Source organism: Sphingopyxis sp. GW821-FHT10B01, from assembly GCF_059415685.1.
This window is the reverse complement of record NZ_JBWKNS010000003.1, coordinates 47,380-61,296: the sequence shown is the minus strand read 5'-3', so window position 1 is coordinate 61,296 and position 13,917 is coordinate 47,380. Positions and strand designations below refer to the sequence as shown.

Here is a 13,917-nt window from a genome sequence, read left to right as displayed (position 1 = left end):
GAAGACCCGAAGGGCTTACTGGTCGAGGAAGCTGCGCATCTTGCGGCTGCGGCTCGGGTGCTTCAGCTTGCGGAGCGCCTTCGCCTCGATCTGGCGAATACGTTCGCGCGTCACGCTGAACTGCTGGCCGACTTCTTCGAGCGTGTGGTCGGTGTTCATCCCGATGCCGAAGCGCATGCGCAGCACGCGTTCTTCGCGCGGGGTGAGCGACGCGAGAACTCGCGTAACCGTTTCCTTGAGGTTCGACTGCACCGCGGCGTCGACCGGGATGACCGCATTCTTGTCCTCGATGAAATCGCCGAGGTGGCTGTCTTCCTCGTCGCCGATCGGCGTTTCGAGGGAGATCGGCTCCTTGGCGATCTTCATCACCTTGCGGACCTTTTCGAGCGGCATCGACAGGCGCTCGGCCATTTCCTCCGGGGTCGGCTCGCGGCCGCTTTCGTGGAGGAACTGGCGGCTGCAGCGCACCAGCTTGTTGATCGTCTCGATCATATGGACCGGGATACGGATCGTGCGCGCCTGATCGGCGATCGAGCGGGTGATCGCCTGACGGATCCACCAGGTCGCATAGGTGCTGAACTTGTAGCCGCGGCGATACTCGAACTTGTCGACGGCCTTCATCAGGCCGATATTGCCTTCCTGAATAAGGTCGAGGAATTGCAGACCGCGGTTCGTGTATTTCTTGGCGATCGAGATCACGAGACGCAGGTTCGCCTCGACCATTTCCTTCTTGGCGATACGCGCTTCGCGCTCGCCCTTCTGGACCATGTTCACGACGCGGCGGAATTCGGTCAGGCTCATGCCTGCGGCTTGCGCGATTTCCGAAATCTCGATGCGGATGCGATCGACTGCGCCAGCTTCATTTTCGGCGAAGGCGGCCCATTTCTTGTCGATCGACTTGACGCCATCGATCCAGTTTTCTTCGAGCTCGCGCCCGACATAATTGTCGAGGAACGACTTGCGCGGAACTTTGTGGCGTTCGGCAAGGCGCAGCATCTGGCCGCCGAGCGCTGTCAGGCGCCGGTTGTAGCTGTAGAGCTGATCGACGAGATATTCGATCTTGGTGTTGTGGAACTGCACGCTTTCGACCTGCGCGGTGAGTTCCTCGCGCAGCTTGTGGTACTTCTTCTCCGACGCTGCGGGGAATTCCTCGCCGCCTGAAAGCGATTCGAGGCGCGCGTCCTGCAGCTTCGAGAAGGCCTTGAAGCTCTTGGTGATGTTCGCGAACTTTTCGAGCGCGTCGGGCTTCAGCAGCTCTTCCATCGCCGCGAGGCTGAGGGTGTTGTCTTCCTCATCCTCTTCGAAGGTCTCGCGCTTGCCCGACGAGCCTTCGCCATCCTCGTCATCCGAATCGGCGGCGGGCTCTTCCTCGACCTCATCTTCGTCCTTGAACGAAACGCCGGCGGTTTTTTCGCTGATTTCGCCGTTATCTTCGGCGCCCTCTTCCTCGAGATTCTCGGGAACCGGGTCTTTCGAGAGCATCGCTTCGAGATCGACGATCTCGCGCAGCTGCATCTCGCCATTGTTCAGCGCGTTCGACCAGTCGATGATCGCGTTGAAGGTCAGCGGGCTTTCGCAAAGCCCGAGGATCATCGTGTCGCGGCCGGCCTCGATGCGCTTCGCGATCGCGATTTCGCCTTCGCGGCTGAGCAGCTCGACCGCGCCCATTTCGCGCAGGTACATGCGAACGGGATCGTCGGTGCGATCGACCGTTTCCTTCTTCTTTTCGATGGCGGGGTTCGAAACCGAACCGGTGCCGGCGCTGACATCGACTTCGTCGTCGGGTTCGGCGTCGGCCTCTTCCTGCACATCCTCGTCGCTTTCGACGATGTTGATGCCCATGTCGGAGATCGCCGACATGATATCCTCGATCTGCTCGGACGACATCTCGTCCTGCGGCAATGCCGCATTCAGCTCGTCATAGGTCAGGTAGCCGCGCTTCTTGCCGCGCGCGATCAGCTTTTTGACGTCGGCCTCGTTGAGGTCGATCAGCGGGCCGTCGGTATCGGTTTCGGTTTCGGCGGTGTTCTTGGTGGCCATTCGTGGTTCCTGCCTAAGGGCGTAATCATTCAGCTCTGGTTGCTGTCTTCGGACAGCGCGGCCAGGCGGCGGGTCAATTCTTTGTCCATGGCGTACAGCTTCTGCTGCCGCGCAAATCCTTCGTCGTCCATCGTGCGCTGGAAATCCGCGGTGGCTTCGGCGAGCCGCTCCCGGATTTCGGGCTGGGTCACCAGCACGCCGATATATTCGTCAAGGTCGCGAAGCGCCGTTTCCCGCGCCGCTGCGGCCTCGTCATTGCTTTCCAGCCTGCGATTGAACGAGAAGTGCATTCCGTCGGCTCTGAGCAATGTCATAGCCCTATTATACACTTTCATTGGCCCCAATATGGCAAGCAACCCCTCGCAATCAAGCCCTTCCTGACGCATTGCGCTGTCAAGCATTACGCCAAGCAGTTCTGCGTCGCCGGAATCGCTGACCGGCAACCGTGTCAGCGCTTCCTCGTTACGCCGGAGCGCTTCGGGAAAACGCAGCAATCCACCGATCAACGCCGCGACATAAGGCGCTGAAATCCCGGCCTGACCGATGGAACGCGTCTCGTCGGCCGGAGGTTGCAAGCGGGGGTCGGGGCCGAAGCGGCGATTGCCTCCCCCAAATTGTCCGCCGCGCGGCGGGTTGGGCGTCCACGGCTGGCGCTGCGCGCGCTCGGGCTGCTTGCGCGCAAACAGCGTGTCGAGCCGCTCGCGGAAGGCTTCGCGATAATGATGGCGGACGTCGGCGTCTTCGATCGCATCGGCATGCGCGAGCAGCCGTGTCTTGAGCGCCGCGCGCTCCTCGGGGGTGGCGAGGGGGCCCGCCGCGACCTCATGCGCCCAAAGGCGTTCGACGAGTGGCTGCGTCTCGTCGAGAATGGCGTTGAATCCCTCGGCGCCGCGCGCGCGAACGATATCGTCGGGATCCTGACCCGCCGGCAGCGTCGCGAAGGCGAGGCTGAAGCCGGGGCGGAGTAGCGGCAGTGCGCGCATCGCGGCGCGCATCGCCGCCTTTTGTCCTGCGGCATCGCCGTCGAAGCAGAGCACCGGCACGGGTACCATGCGCCAGATCAGCCCGAGTTGCGCCTCGGTCAGCGCGGTGCCGAGCGGCGCGACCGCATCGCCGATCCCCGCCTCGGCGAGCGCGATGACGTCCATATAGCCCTCGACGACGATGATCCGGTTGGTCTGCCGCGATGCCGGGCTGGCCTTGTCGATATTATAGAGAACGCGCCCCTTGTCGAAGAGGGGGGTGTCGGGCGAGTTCAGATATTTGGGCTCGCCGTCGCCGAGGATGCGTCCCCCAAAGGCTATGACCCGCCCGCGCGCGTCGCGGATCGGGATCATCAAGCGGCCGCGGAAACGGTCGTAGGGTTCCTTGTCCTCGACTGCGATCAGCATGCCGGATTCGACCAGCATGGCGGTCGGGAATTTCTTGAGCGCTTCCTTCAGCGCGCTGCGGCTGTCGGGCGCGAGGCCAAAGCCGAAAGCGGCGCGGGTCGCGTCCGAAATGCCGCGCTTTGCCAGATATTCGCGTGCGGGGGCGCCATTGCTGCTGCCGAGCTGCTGGGTGAACCAGTCGGCCGCGCCCTGCACGACGTCGCGCAGGCTCGCCTGCTCCTCGGCCTTTTTCGCGGCGCGGGGGTCGGCGGCGGGGACGTCCATACCCGCTTCGGCGGCGAGCTCCTTTACCGCGTCCATGAACGACAGGCCGCGCTGGTCGGTCATCCAGCGGATCGCATCGCCATGCGCCGAGCAGCCGAAGCAGTGGTAGAAGCCCTTTTCGTCGTTGATCGTGAAGCTGGGCGTCTTCTCGTTATGGAAAGGGCAGCATGCCTTATACTCGCGCCCCGCACGCGTGACCTTCACCGTCCGCCCGATGAGCGTCGACAGCGTGATCCGCGATCGCAGTTCGTCCAGCCATTGCGGGGTGAGGGTCAAGTGTCCCCCTCCCGCCCGGATGTATCCCTACACCCGCTTGTGTCGAGCGAAGTCGAGACACCCATCGTTCGTCCACGATCTCCCGGCATCTCGACTTTACTCGATGCGAACGGAGAGGGGGGGCGTTCGCGGGGAGGTTTGGCGAAATGGCTCACTTCACTCCAATCGCCCCGGATCAACGCTTCCTTTTTCGCGCGCGACCATTTCTTGATCCGCATCTCGGCGTCCAGGGCTTCATAGCGGCTCGGGAAATCTTGTGACCACATCAGGCGCACGGGAAGGCGTGACGAGGTGAAGCCTTCGATCGCGCCCGACTGATGTTGACCGATCCGATACTCAAGATTGTCCGTGTGACCCGTGTAGTACAGGCCATCGGCACAGAGCAGAATGTAGGTCCAGAAAGCCATCCCGCTTCTCTACCCGCTCGCATCGAGCGAAGTCGAGATACCGATCGACCTTGCGCCACACTGATGGGTGTCTCGACTTCGCTCGACACGAACGGGAAGGGAGAGGGCGCTTTCGGCCGAAAGATCAGCTCAACGCCGCCTTCACCCAGCCGCTCGCCTTGCTCATGTCGAGCTCGGACCCGTGGCGGTCCTTCACCGCGGCCATGACCTTGCCCATATCCTTCAGGCTGGTCGCGCCGAGTTCGGCCGCGATCGCCTTGATCGCGGCTTGCGCTTCGTCGTCGCTCAGCTGCGCGGGCAGGAAGTCCTCGATCACGACGACCTCGGCCGCCTCGATATCGGCGAGTTCCTGGCGGCCACCCTGTTCGTACATGGTGATCGACTCGCGGCGCTGCTTGACCATTTTCTGGAGCACGTCGGTGACCAGCACATCGTCGTCGGCCGGCGCGGTGCCGGTGCGCAGTTCGATGTCCTTGTCCTTGATCTTGGCCAGCATCAGCCGGATGGTGCCGAGCCGCGCCTTGTCGCCGCTTTTCATCGCGGCCACCTGCGCAGCCTTGATGTCATCACGAATCATACGTGTCCCCATGCGCTGCAAATTTCGGAAAGGCCCTCTCTAGCGGCAAGATTCGGAATCCGATAGCTTGTGAATCACTTTTTTGCCGCCTACTTGGTCGGCCGTTTAGCCCCCCGTCCGGAGCATGTTGAATGGCACCTGCCAACCCCTCTGCCGCGCCTGCGGCCCAGCCAACGGGCGCCACCGGCGTCCTCGTCCTTGCCGATGGCACGATCCTGTGGGGCGTCGGCTATGGCGCGGCCGGCGCGGGTGTGGGCGAGATTTGTTTCAACACCGCGATGACCGGCTATCAGGAAATCCTGACCGACCCGTCTTACGCGGGGCAGATCATCACCTTCACCTTTCCGCATATCGGCAATGTCGGCGCGAACCCCGAGGATATGGAGCGCGAAAAGCGCGCCGCGATCGGCTGTGTGACGCGCGAACTGCCGACGCTGCCGAGCAATTTTCGCAGCGTGCAGACTTTGCCCGAGTGGATGGCGGCGCAGGGGCTGATCGGGCTTGCCGGCATCGATACGCGCGCGCTGACCCGCCGCATCCGCGACGGGGGGGCGCCGACCGGCGTCGTCGCGCACAATCCCGAGGGCAAGTTCGATATCGACAAGCTGCTGATGCTTGCGCAGGGCTGGCCGGGGCTGGAGGGCATGGACCTCGCCAAGACCGTCACGCGCGAACGCCAGGGGGCGTGGGATGCGGGCGTGTGGCACCTCGGCTCGGGCTATGAAGCGTCGGATCACAAGCGCGAAGGCGATCCCGCGCCGCATGTCGTTGCGGTCGATTATGGCGCGAAGGACAATATCTTTCGCAACCTCGTGAAGGCCGGCGCGCGCGTCACCGTGGTGCCCGCGAAGACTGCGCTCGAAGAGATTGTCGCGCTGCGCCCCGCGGGGGTGTTCCTGTCGAACGGCCCCGGCGATCCCGCCGCGACGGGCGAATACGCCGTGCCGGTGATCAAGGGATTGCTCGAACGCAATGTGCCGATCTTCGGCATCTGCCTCGGCCACCAGCTGCTCGCGCTCGCCGCGGGGGCGAAGACGGTGAAGATGCATCAGGGCCATCGCGGTGCGAACCATCCGGTCCAGCGCGCCGACGATGGCATCGTCGAGATCACCAGCATGAACCACGGCTTCGCGGTCGACGCCTCGACGCTGCCGGGCGGCGTGGTCGAGACGCACAAGAGCCTGTTCGACGGATCGAACTGCGGCATTGCGATCACGGGGAAGAACGCATTCAGCGTGCAATATCACCCCGAGGCGAGCCCGGGGCCGCAGGATAGCTTCTATCTGTTCGAGAAGTTTGTGGGTGGGTTGAAGTGATTTTTGCAACGCTAATGTTGCTAACGGACCCGCTCGTCATGACGTGTTCGACGAGAACGTCGGCGTGCACGTCGTCACATCAGTTGCTTCGAGACGACGCTGCAAAGTGTAAGGTCGAGATCGACGTCCGACCATATTCTGGCGGTGAAGTCGTTGTCCTCCACGACGGCGCACAATTTGAGATCGTCGTTCCTGAAGAAACGACCGCAAAGCGCCGCGCCTGTATAGCCAAGGCGGTAGAAACTCTACCTGATCGCCTTTATGCGAAACCCTCCGGATTGAAGACGAAATAATGCCCAAAAGAACCGACATCCAATCCATCCTCGTCATCGGCGCCGGCCCGATCGTTATCGGCCAGGCGTGCGAGTTCGACTATTCGGGGACGCAGGCGATCAAGGCGTTGAAGGAGGAGGGCTATCGCATCGTCCTCGTCAACTCCAACCCGGCGACGATCATGACCGATCCCGACCTCGCCGACGCGACCTATGTCGAGCCGATCACGCCCGAGATCGTCGCGAAGATCATCGCGAAGGAGCGCCCCGACGCGGTGCTGCCGACGATGGGCGGGCAGACCGCGCTCAACACCGCGCTGGCTTTGTTCAACGACGGCACGCTGGCGAAATATGGCGTCGAGATGATCGGCGCCGATGCCGAGGCGATCGACAAGGCCGAGGACCGCATCAAGTTCCGCGACGCGATGGACAAGATCGGGCTGGAAAGCGCGCGCTCGGGCATTGCACACACGCTCGACGAGGCGTTCGCGGTGCTCGAACGCACCGGCCTGCCGTCGATCATCCGCCCCAGCTTTACCATGGGCGGCACCGGCGGCGGCATCGCGTATAACCGCGAGGAGTTCGAGCATATCGTCCGCGGCGGCCTGATCGCCTCGCCGACCACCGAAGTCCTGATCGAGGAATCGCTCCTCGGCTGGAAAGAATATGAGATGGAGGTGGTGCGCGACCGCAAGGACAATTGCATCATCATCTGTTCGATCGAAAATGTCGATCCGATGGGCGTGCATACCGGCGACAGCATCACCGTCGCGCCGGCGCTGACGCTGACCGACAAGGAATATCAGATCATGCGCAACGCGAGCATCGCGGTGCTGCGCGAAATCGGGGTCGAAACAGGCGGGTCGAACGTGCAGTTCGCGGTGAATCCGAAGGATGGCCGCCTGATCGTGATCGAGATGAACCCGCGCGTGTCGCGCTCGTCGGCGCTCGCGTCGAAGGCGACGGGTTTCCCGATCGCCAAGGTCGCGGCGAAGCTCGCGGTCGGATACACGCTCGACGAGATCATGAACGACATCACCGGGGTCACTCCCGCGTCGTTCGAGCCGACGATCGACTATGTCGTCACCAAGATTCCGCGCTTTGCCTTCGAAAAATTCAAGGGCGCCGAAGCGGTGCTGTCGACCGCGATGAAGTCGGTCGGCGAAGTGATGGCGATCGGCCGCACGATCCATGAGTCCTTGCAAAAGGCGTTACGCGGGCTGGAGACGGGGCTTTCGGGCTTCAACTTCGTCGATCGGCTCAAGGGCGCGACGCATGACCAATTGCGGAGCGAACTCGCCAAGGCGACCCCCGACCGGCTGCTCAACGCCGCGCAGGCGATCCGCGAGGGCTTGCCCTTGTCGGAGATCAACCGCATCGCGGGTTACGACATGTGGTTCCTTGAGCGGATCGAGGAGATTGTCGCTGCCGAGCAGGAAGTTTGCGCAAACGGCTTGCCGCGCGACGCCGAAGGGCTGCGCAAACTGAAAGCCATGGGCTTTTCGGACAAGCGGCTCGCCTATCTCGCGCTCCAGTCGGCGAATTTGCGCCCGGGATCGAAGCGCGCGACCGCGCGCGGCAGCGGGCTGATCCACGAAGCGGTCAAGGCGATGACCGGCGGCGTGACCGAAGCCGAAGTGCGGAGCTTGCGCCACAAGCTGGGCGTGCGCCCGGTGTTCAAGACGATCGACACCTGCGCCGCCGAATTCCAGGCGCAGACACCCTATCTTTATTCGACCTACGAAGCCCCGACCTTTGGACAGCCCGAGTGCGAGGCGAACCCGACCGATCGGCAGAAAGTCGTCATTCTGGGTGGCGGTCCGAACCGGATCGGGCAGGGGATCGAGTTCGATTATTGCTGCTGCCATGCCTGCTTCGCGCTCGAAGAGGCTGGCTATGAAACGATCATGATCAACTGCAATCCGGAGACGGTGAGCACCGATTATGACACGTCGGACCGCCTTTATTTCGAACCCTTGACCGCCGAAGATGTGCTCGAAATCCTGCACGTCGAGCAGCAGAATGGCACCCTCGTCGGCGTGATCGTCCAGTTCGGCGGTCAGACCCCGCTCAAGCTTGCACAGGCGCTCTCGGACGCAGGCATCCCGATCCTCGGCACCTCGCCCGACGCGATCGACCTCGCCGAAGACCGCGAGCGCTTCGCTGCGCTGGTCAACAAACTGGGCCTGAAACAGCCCGAAAACGGCATCGCACGCAGCCGCGAAGAGGCCATCGCGGTCGCCACGCGCATCGGCTATCCGGTACTCACGCGGCCGAGCTATGTGCTCGGTGGCCGCGCGATGGAGATCGTCGACGACCAGGCGCAGCTCGAAAATTACATCGAGACTGCGGTGCAGGTGTCGGGCGACTCGCCCGTGCTGATCGACCGCTATCTGCGCGACGCGATCGAGGTCGATGTCGATGCGCTGTGCGATGGCACCGACGTGGTCGTCGCGGGCGTGCTCCAGCACATCGAAGAGGCGGGCGTCCATTCGGGTGACAGCGCCTGCTCGATCCCACCGTACAGCCTGTCGGCCGAAATCATCGCCGAAATCGAGCGCCAGACCGAAGCGCTCGCACGGGCGCTCGAAGTCCGCGGCCTCATGAACATCCAGTTCGCGGTCAAGGGCGACGAGGTCTATCTGATCGAGGTCAACCCGCGCGCCAGCCGTACCGTGCCCTTCGTCGCCAAGGCGGTGGGCTCGCCGATCGCCAAGATCGCGGCGCGCGTGATGGCGGGCGAGAAACTCGCCGACCTGCCGAAGATCAACCGCGACATCAAACATGTCGCGGTCAAGGAGGCGGTCTTCCCCTTCGCGCGCTTCCCCGGTACCGATCCGGTGCTGTCGCCCGAAATGAAGTCCACCGGCGAAGTCATGGGAATTGATAGCAATTTCAATCTCGCCTTCGCCAAGGCACAGCTCGGCGCGGGCGACCGTTTACCGACCGACGGCCGCGTCTTCGTATCGGTCAAGGACAGCGACAAGCCGCGTATTCTCGGCGCGGTGCGCCTGTTGACGGCGTGGGGCTGGAAGGTGATCGCGACCGGCGGCACTGCCGACTATCTGGTGGCCGAAGGTATCGAGGTCGAACGCGTCAACAAGGTCGCCGAAGGGCGCCCGCATATCGTCGACCGGATCAAGGACGGCGATGTGCAACTGATCTTCAACACCACCGAAGGTTGGCAGAGTCTGCAGGATTCGCAGTCGATCCGCGCGTCGGCGCTGGCGGCCGACATCGCATATTACACCACCGCCGCGGCAAGCGACGCGGCGACGCAGGCGATCGGGGCTTTGCGTTCGCACTCCCTTGAAGTGAAGCCGCTTCAGGACTATTATTGAACCACCGCTCCACCCCCCGACATTGACGGAACAGCGGCGTAGCCGCCCGGCGAAACTTCGCCGGCGCTGGATTATTGACGAAGGACAACAGGATAATGGCAAGCGTTGAAAAGGTGCCGATGCTGGCAGAAGGCTATGAGAAGATGAACGCGCAACTCGCGACTCTCAAAGCCGAGCGACCGCTGATCGTCGATGCGATCGAGGAAGCGCGCGCGCATGGCGACCTTTCGGAAAATGCCGAATATCACGCCGCGAAGGAACGTCAGGGCCAGGTCGAAGCCACGATCGGCGACCTGGAAGACAAGCTTTCGCGCGCGCAGGTCATCGACCCGACGATGCTGTCGGGCGATCGTATCGTGTTCGGCGCGACCGTGACCCTCGCCGACGAGGACGAGAAGCCGGTGCGTTACCAGATCGTCGGTCAGGCCGAAGCCGACGCGAAAGTCGGCAAGATCAGCTATAATTCGCCGCTTGGGCGCGCGCTGATCGGTCGCCGCGTCGAAGACGAGATCGAGGTCACCGTGCCCGCGGGCGACAAATATTATCTGGTGAAGAAAATCGAATTCATTTGATGGGTCGCTGACGATGAAGCCGCACGAAGCGCCGCTGGTCACGGGCTATGCGCTCGTCTGCGTCATCGTCTTTGCCCTGTTGTGGATCACCGGGTTTCATGTCGAGGCGATCATACGCGCTGGGTTTATCCCGGCGCGTTTCGGTAACGAGCTGATCCTTCCGCCGGGGACGATGGTTCCTTTCGTTCTGACCCCATTGTCGTCCGCTTTCCTGCACGGCGGGGTGCTGCACATCGTCTTCAATATCGTCGTGCTGCTCTTTATCGGTCGCCAGCTTGAGGCGCCGCTGGGGTCGAAGGCGATGGCGGTGTTGCTTCTTGCGGGCGCTTATGGTGGCGCGCTCGCGCAATTTCTTGCCGATCCGCAGTCGGCGGTGCCGATGATCGGCGCCAGCGGGGCGATCTCTGCGCTGATCGCGGTGTTCGCCCTGATCTTCAGCCGCTCGCAGGCGCCCGCGATCGGGCCGATCCCGGGGCATTGGGTGCGGGCGTTGTGGCTTGCCGCGGCGTGGATCGCCCTCCAGCTGCTGATCGGGTTTACGGGCGGCGGCGGCTTTGGCGCGGTCGCCATCTGGGCGCATGTCGGCGGCTTCCTTGCCGGCCTGATCCTCGCGCGCCCGCTGCTGCGCTGGCGTTTCGGGGCGCGCTGATTCAGCTCTGGGCGAGTAACCCACCCGCCAGCAGCATCGCAACGCGCACATCGATTCCGCAGCCTTCGGCGCGTTTCGCCGCGATGAAATCGGCAATACCGTCCAGCGGCACGCGGTGCACGACGATATCCTCGCCATCGACCCCGCCGCCTTCACCGACCTTGGTCAACTCGGTCGCAATCAGCAGGGTGAAGCTTTCGCTGACCATGCCCGGCGAGCTGTAGAATTCGCCCACGGTGCGCCAATTGCCGGCGCGATAGCCGGTTTCCTCTTCGAGTTCGCGCTGCGCCGCAATTTCGGGCGCCTCACCCGCGGTGTCGTCGCCAACCAGCCCGGCGGGCAGTTCGAGGCAATTCACTTTCAGCGGCACGCGATATTGTTCGACCAGAATGACGTGGCGGCCATCGGCATCCGCGTCGATCGCGAGGATCACCGCGGCATGGATGCCGCGCGAACGCGAGACATATTCCCATGTCCCCTGTTGCTTGACCGTGATGAAACGGCCTTCCCACCGCGTCTCGATGGGCGTGTCGGGGCCGGCGCGGGTCATGGTAAGTCCTTCTAAAGTTCGATCAGGCGGTCGGGGAGTTCATTGGGATTCTCGCTGCCGCGCGGGAAATGTTCGGCCAGCACGATGCCCATCTGGTGCACCGCTTCGGCCATGCCTTCGCCGGGCCGGCCCGCGCGCACGCGTTCGATCAGCGCGGCCATGGCATTGCCCCATATCTCCGGCATGACCTTCGCGGCGATCGCTTCATCGGCAACGATATCGGCGCGGTGCTCCTTCAGGCTGAGATAAAGCAGCACCCCGGTGCGGCCGACGGTTTTCCCTTCGGTCCCGACCTTGAACAGGTCGATCGCCCGCGCCCGCACGCGCTGCGCCTTGATGCTCCGCGGCGTCAGCGCCATCCGCAAGGGGCGCCACAGCAGGATCAGCCACATGCCGATCCATTTGATCACGCCGATGGCAATGACCGTACCCAGCCATTGATTGGCGGTCAGTTCATGCCCCCAGCCGCCGGTCAGCCAGTCGTACAGGCCGCGATAAAATTCGGGGAACAGCGCGATCACCGACATGGCGAGGAAGGCGATGATGCTCGCCCACACCAGCGCGACATCGTCATAATCGTTGGATTTCGCCGCGACGACGGCGACGATCTCGCCGCTCGTCTGCGCCTCGGCTGCTGCGACGGCCGCAGTCACGAGATCGTGATCGGCTTCGCTTACATGGCTGATCTTTTTGGGCATGTCCTGCGTCCCCTACCAGCCGCCGGAGGCGCCGCCGCCCCCGAAAGAACCGCCGCCGCCGGAGAATCCGCCGAAGCCGCCACCGCCGCCGCCCCAGCTCGATCCGCCGCCGCCACCCCAGCCGCCGCCCCAATGGTCGTCGTCGTCATCGCCGCCCCAGATGATGATCGGCGCATCCCACGGCCGATCCTTGCCGCGCTTCTTGCCGCGCCGCGATCGGCTCGACAGCCAGGGAATGACGAAGAAGATGAAGAAGATGAAGCCGATGAAGAACAGCCCGCCGAAATTGCCGTCGTCGGCGCGGTCGCGCTCGGCCTTGTCGGCGGCGGCTGCACGCGCTGCCGCTTCCTCGGGCGTCAGCTGGATCTGCTCGGATATCGCATTGACGCCGTCCTGAATGCCGCCGGGCATGTCGCCCGCTTTGAATTTCGGCGTTACGATATCGCGGATGATCCGCCCCGACAGCGCGTCGGTGAGCACGGGTTCGAGGCCGTAGCCGACCGAAATGTTCATCCGCCGCTCGTTCGGCGCGATCAGGAAGACAACACCGTCGTCTTTGGCCTCATCGCCAATCTTCCACGCGCGGCCGAGCTGATAGCCATAGTCCGCTATGTCACGGCCCTCGAGGTCGTTGACTGTGGCAACGACGAGCTGGTGCCCGGTCTTTTTCTCCAACTCGAGCAGCTGCGTATTGAGCGCCGCCTCTTCGGCTGCGGGAATGACGTCAGCCTGATCGACGACCGGGTTCCCGGCGAGCTTCGGAAAGGTCTGCGCCGCGGTGGGGGCCGCCGACAGCAACAGCAGTCCGGTCAGGGCTGCTGTTGCCAGCGGACGGAAAAGCGTGGGCAGACCCACCTTATTTCCCGAAGTCGACCTTCGGCGCCTGATTGGCATTGGGCGTGACCGCGCGATACGGCGTCATCGGCTGCGCGCCGTGGACGATCTTGGCGCCGATGATGTCGGGGAAGGTACGGATCGTCGTATTATAGTCCTGCACCGCCGCATTATAATCCTGCACCGTCACATTGATCCGGTTTTCAGTGCCCTCGAGCTGGGTCATCAGGTCGGCGAAGCGCGCCTGGCTCTTCAGGTCGGGATATTGTTCGACGGTGACGAGCAAGCGGCCGAGCGCGCCCGAAACATTGCCCTGTGCCTGCTGGAACGCCTGCACCTTCGCGGGGTCGTTCAGATCGTCGGTGCTCAGCTTGACCTGCGTCGCCGACGCGCGCGCCTGGATCACGCCTTCGAGGGTCGACTGCTCGATCTTGGATGCACCCTTGGCCGTTTCAACCAGATTGGGGATCAAGTCGGCGCGGCGCTGATAGGCAGCCTCGACGTTGGCCCATTTGGCCTTGGCGGCTTCTTCCTTGGTGGGAACGCTGTTGATGCCGCAAGCGGACAGGCTCATCGCCGCGACGGGCACAATCAGCCAACGGGCAGAACGCAAAGTCATGGTCAGGCACTCCCTCCGCGCGGCACGGCGCCGCGCCAACTGACTTAATATAGTAAGACGCCCGCCCGCCCGCAATCATTGACGCGGATAATCGTGTCATGCAGTCTGGGG

12 protein-coding genes are annotated in these 13,917 nt (G+C 63.3%); 4 read left to right on the top strand and 8 right to left on the bottom strand.

The window, feature by feature from the left end; translation table 11 throughout:
• Positions 1 to 15: 15 nt before the first annotated feature.
• The 4 genes from rpoD to AC07NV_RS09270 all read right to left on the bottom strand — a co-directional run bounded on the left by rpoD (position 16) and on the right by AC07NV_RS09270 (position 4,955).
• The gene (rpoD, locus tag AC07NV_RS09285; RefSeq protein ID WP_495166063.1) at positions 16 to 2,040 is read right to left on the bottom strand and encodes an RNA polymerase sigma factor RpoD; all 2,025 of its coding nucleotides are present in this window, start codon (positions 2,038 to 2,040) and stop codon (positions 16 to 18) included.
• Positions 2,041 to 2,069: 29 nt separating this feature from the next.
• A complete protein-coding gene (gene dnaG / locus AC07NV_RS09280) occupies positions 2,070 to 3,971 on the bottom strand; it encodes a DNA primase (protein WP_495166062.1) in 1,902 nt (633 codons plus the stop codon).
• Positions 3,968 to 4,378, bottom strand: coding sequence for a GIY-YIG nuclease family protein (locus tag AC07NV_RS09275; RefSeq protein ID WP_495166061.1), 411 nt, complete (start codon positions 4,376 to 4,378; stop codon positions 3,968 to 3,970). Before AC07NV_RS09275 ends, dnaG begins: the two co-directional genes overlap by 4 nt.
• Before the next feature lie 124 nt (positions 4,379 to 4,502).
• The gene (locus AC07NV_RS09270) at positions 4,503 to 4,955 is read right to left on the bottom strand and encodes a GatB/YqeY domain-containing protein (RefSeq protein ID WP_495166060.1); all 453 of its coding nucleotides are present in this window, start codon (positions 4,953 to 4,955) and stop codon (positions 4,503 to 4,505) included.
• 131 nt (positions 4,956 to 5,086) lie between these two features.
• Between AC07NV_RS09270 and carA the strand changes: the two genes are divergently transcribed.
• From carA to AC07NV_RS09250, 4 genes are all read left to right on the top strand, one after another.
• Positions 5,087 to 6,271 (top strand): glutamine-hydrolyzing carbamoyl-phosphate synthase small subunit, encoded by a 1,185-nt coding sequence (gene carA / locus AC07NV_RS09265; protein ID WP_495166059.1) that lies wholly within the window; start codon positions 5,087 to 5,089, stop codon positions 6,269 to 6,271.
• Positions 6,272 to 6,563: 292 nt separating this feature from the next.
• A complete protein-coding gene (carB, locus tag AC07NV_RS09260; RefSeq protein ID WP_495166058.1) occupies positions 6,564 to 9,884 on the top strand; it encodes a carbamoyl-phosphate synthase large subunit in 3,321 nt (1,106 codons plus the stop codon).
• Positions 9,885 to 9,979: 95 nt separating this feature from the next.
• Positions 9,980 to 10,456, top strand: a complete 477-nt coding sequence (gene greA / locus AC07NV_RS09255; protein WP_495166057.1) for a transcription elongation factor GreA — start codon at positions 9,980 to 9,982, stop codon at positions 10,454 to 10,456.
• Between the two features lie 13 nt (positions 10,457 to 10,469).
• Entirely contained in the window at positions 10,470 to 11,105 is a 636-nt protein-coding gene (locus AC07NV_RS09250) for a rhomboid family intramembrane serine protease (protein WP_495166056.1), read from the top strand.
• Position 11,106: 1 nt separating this feature from the next.
• On the opposite strand, the gene AC07NV_RS09245 is transcribed toward AC07NV_RS09250, so the two are convergent.
• Genes AC07NV_RS09245 through AC07NV_RS09230 form a run of 4 tightly spaced genes read right to left on the bottom strand, consistent with a single transcriptional unit; the run spans position 11,107 to position 13,812 of the window.
• Positions 11,107 to 11,655: an NUDIX hydrolase gene (locus AC07NV_RS09245; RefSeq protein WP_495166055.1), complete on the bottom strand. Its 549-nt coding sequence runs from the start codon at positions 11,653 to 11,655 to the stop codon at positions 11,107 to 11,109.
• 11 nt (positions 11,656 to 11,666) lie between these two features.
• On the bottom strand, positions 11,667 to 12,353 hold the full coding sequence (locus AC07NV_RS09240) for a TPM domain-containing protein (protein WP_495166054.1): 687 nt from the start codon (positions 12,351 to 12,353) through the stop codon (positions 11,667 to 11,669).
• A gap of 12 nt (positions 12,354 to 12,365) precedes the next feature.
• Positions 12,366 to 13,208 (bottom strand): TPM domain-containing protein, encoded by an 843-nt coding sequence (locus AC07NV_RS09235; RefSeq protein WP_495166053.1) that lies wholly within the window; start codon positions 13,206 to 13,208, stop codon positions 12,366 to 12,368.
• A 1-nt stretch (position 13,209) separates the two neighbouring features.
• Positions 13,210 to 13,812 (bottom strand): LemA family protein, encoded by a 603-nt coding sequence (locus tag AC07NV_RS09230; protein WP_495166695.1) that lies wholly within the window; start codon positions 13,810 to 13,812, stop codon positions 13,210 to 13,212.
• Between the last annotated feature and the right edge of the window lie 105 nt (positions 13,813 to 13,917).

Excerpts from the sequence above, each read along its gene's own strand:
- AC07NV_RS09270 (WP_495166060.1), bottom strand. The coding sequence starts at position 4,955 with ATGATTCGTGATGACATCAAGGCTGCGCAGGTGGCCGCGATGAAAAGC.
- AC07NV_RS09240 (WP_495166054.1), bottom strand. The coding sequence starts at position 12,353 with ATGCCCAAAAAGATCAGCCATGTAAGCGAAGCCGATCACGATCTCGTG.
- rpoD (WP_495166063.1), bottom strand. The coding sequence starts at position 2,040 with ATGGCCACCAAGAACACCGCCGAAACCGAAACCGATACCGACGGCCCG.
- AC07NV_RS09275 (WP_495166061.1), bottom strand. The coding sequence starts at position 4,378 with ATGGCTTTCTGGACCTACATTCTGCTCTGTGCCGATGGCCTGTACTAC.
- greA (WP_495166057.1), top strand. The coding sequence starts at position 9,980 with ATGGCAAGCGTTGAAAAGGTGCCGATGCTGGCAGAAGGCTATGAGAAG.
- AC07NV_RS09250 (WP_495166056.1), top strand. The coding sequence starts at position 10,470 with ATGAAGCCGCACGAAGCGCCGCTGGTCACGGGCTATGCGCTCGTCTGC.
- AC07NV_RS09245 (WP_495166055.1), bottom strand. The coding sequence starts at position 11,655 with ATGACCCGCGCCGGCCCCGACACGCCCATCGAGACGCGGTGGGAAGGC.
- carB (WP_495166058.1), top strand. The coding sequence starts at position 6,564 with ATGCCCAAAAGAACCGACATCCAATCCATCCTCGTCATCGGCGCCGGC.
- carA (WP_495166059.1), top strand. The coding sequence starts at position 5,087 with ATGGCACCTGCCAACCCCTCTGCCGCGCCTGCGGCCCAGCCAACGGGC.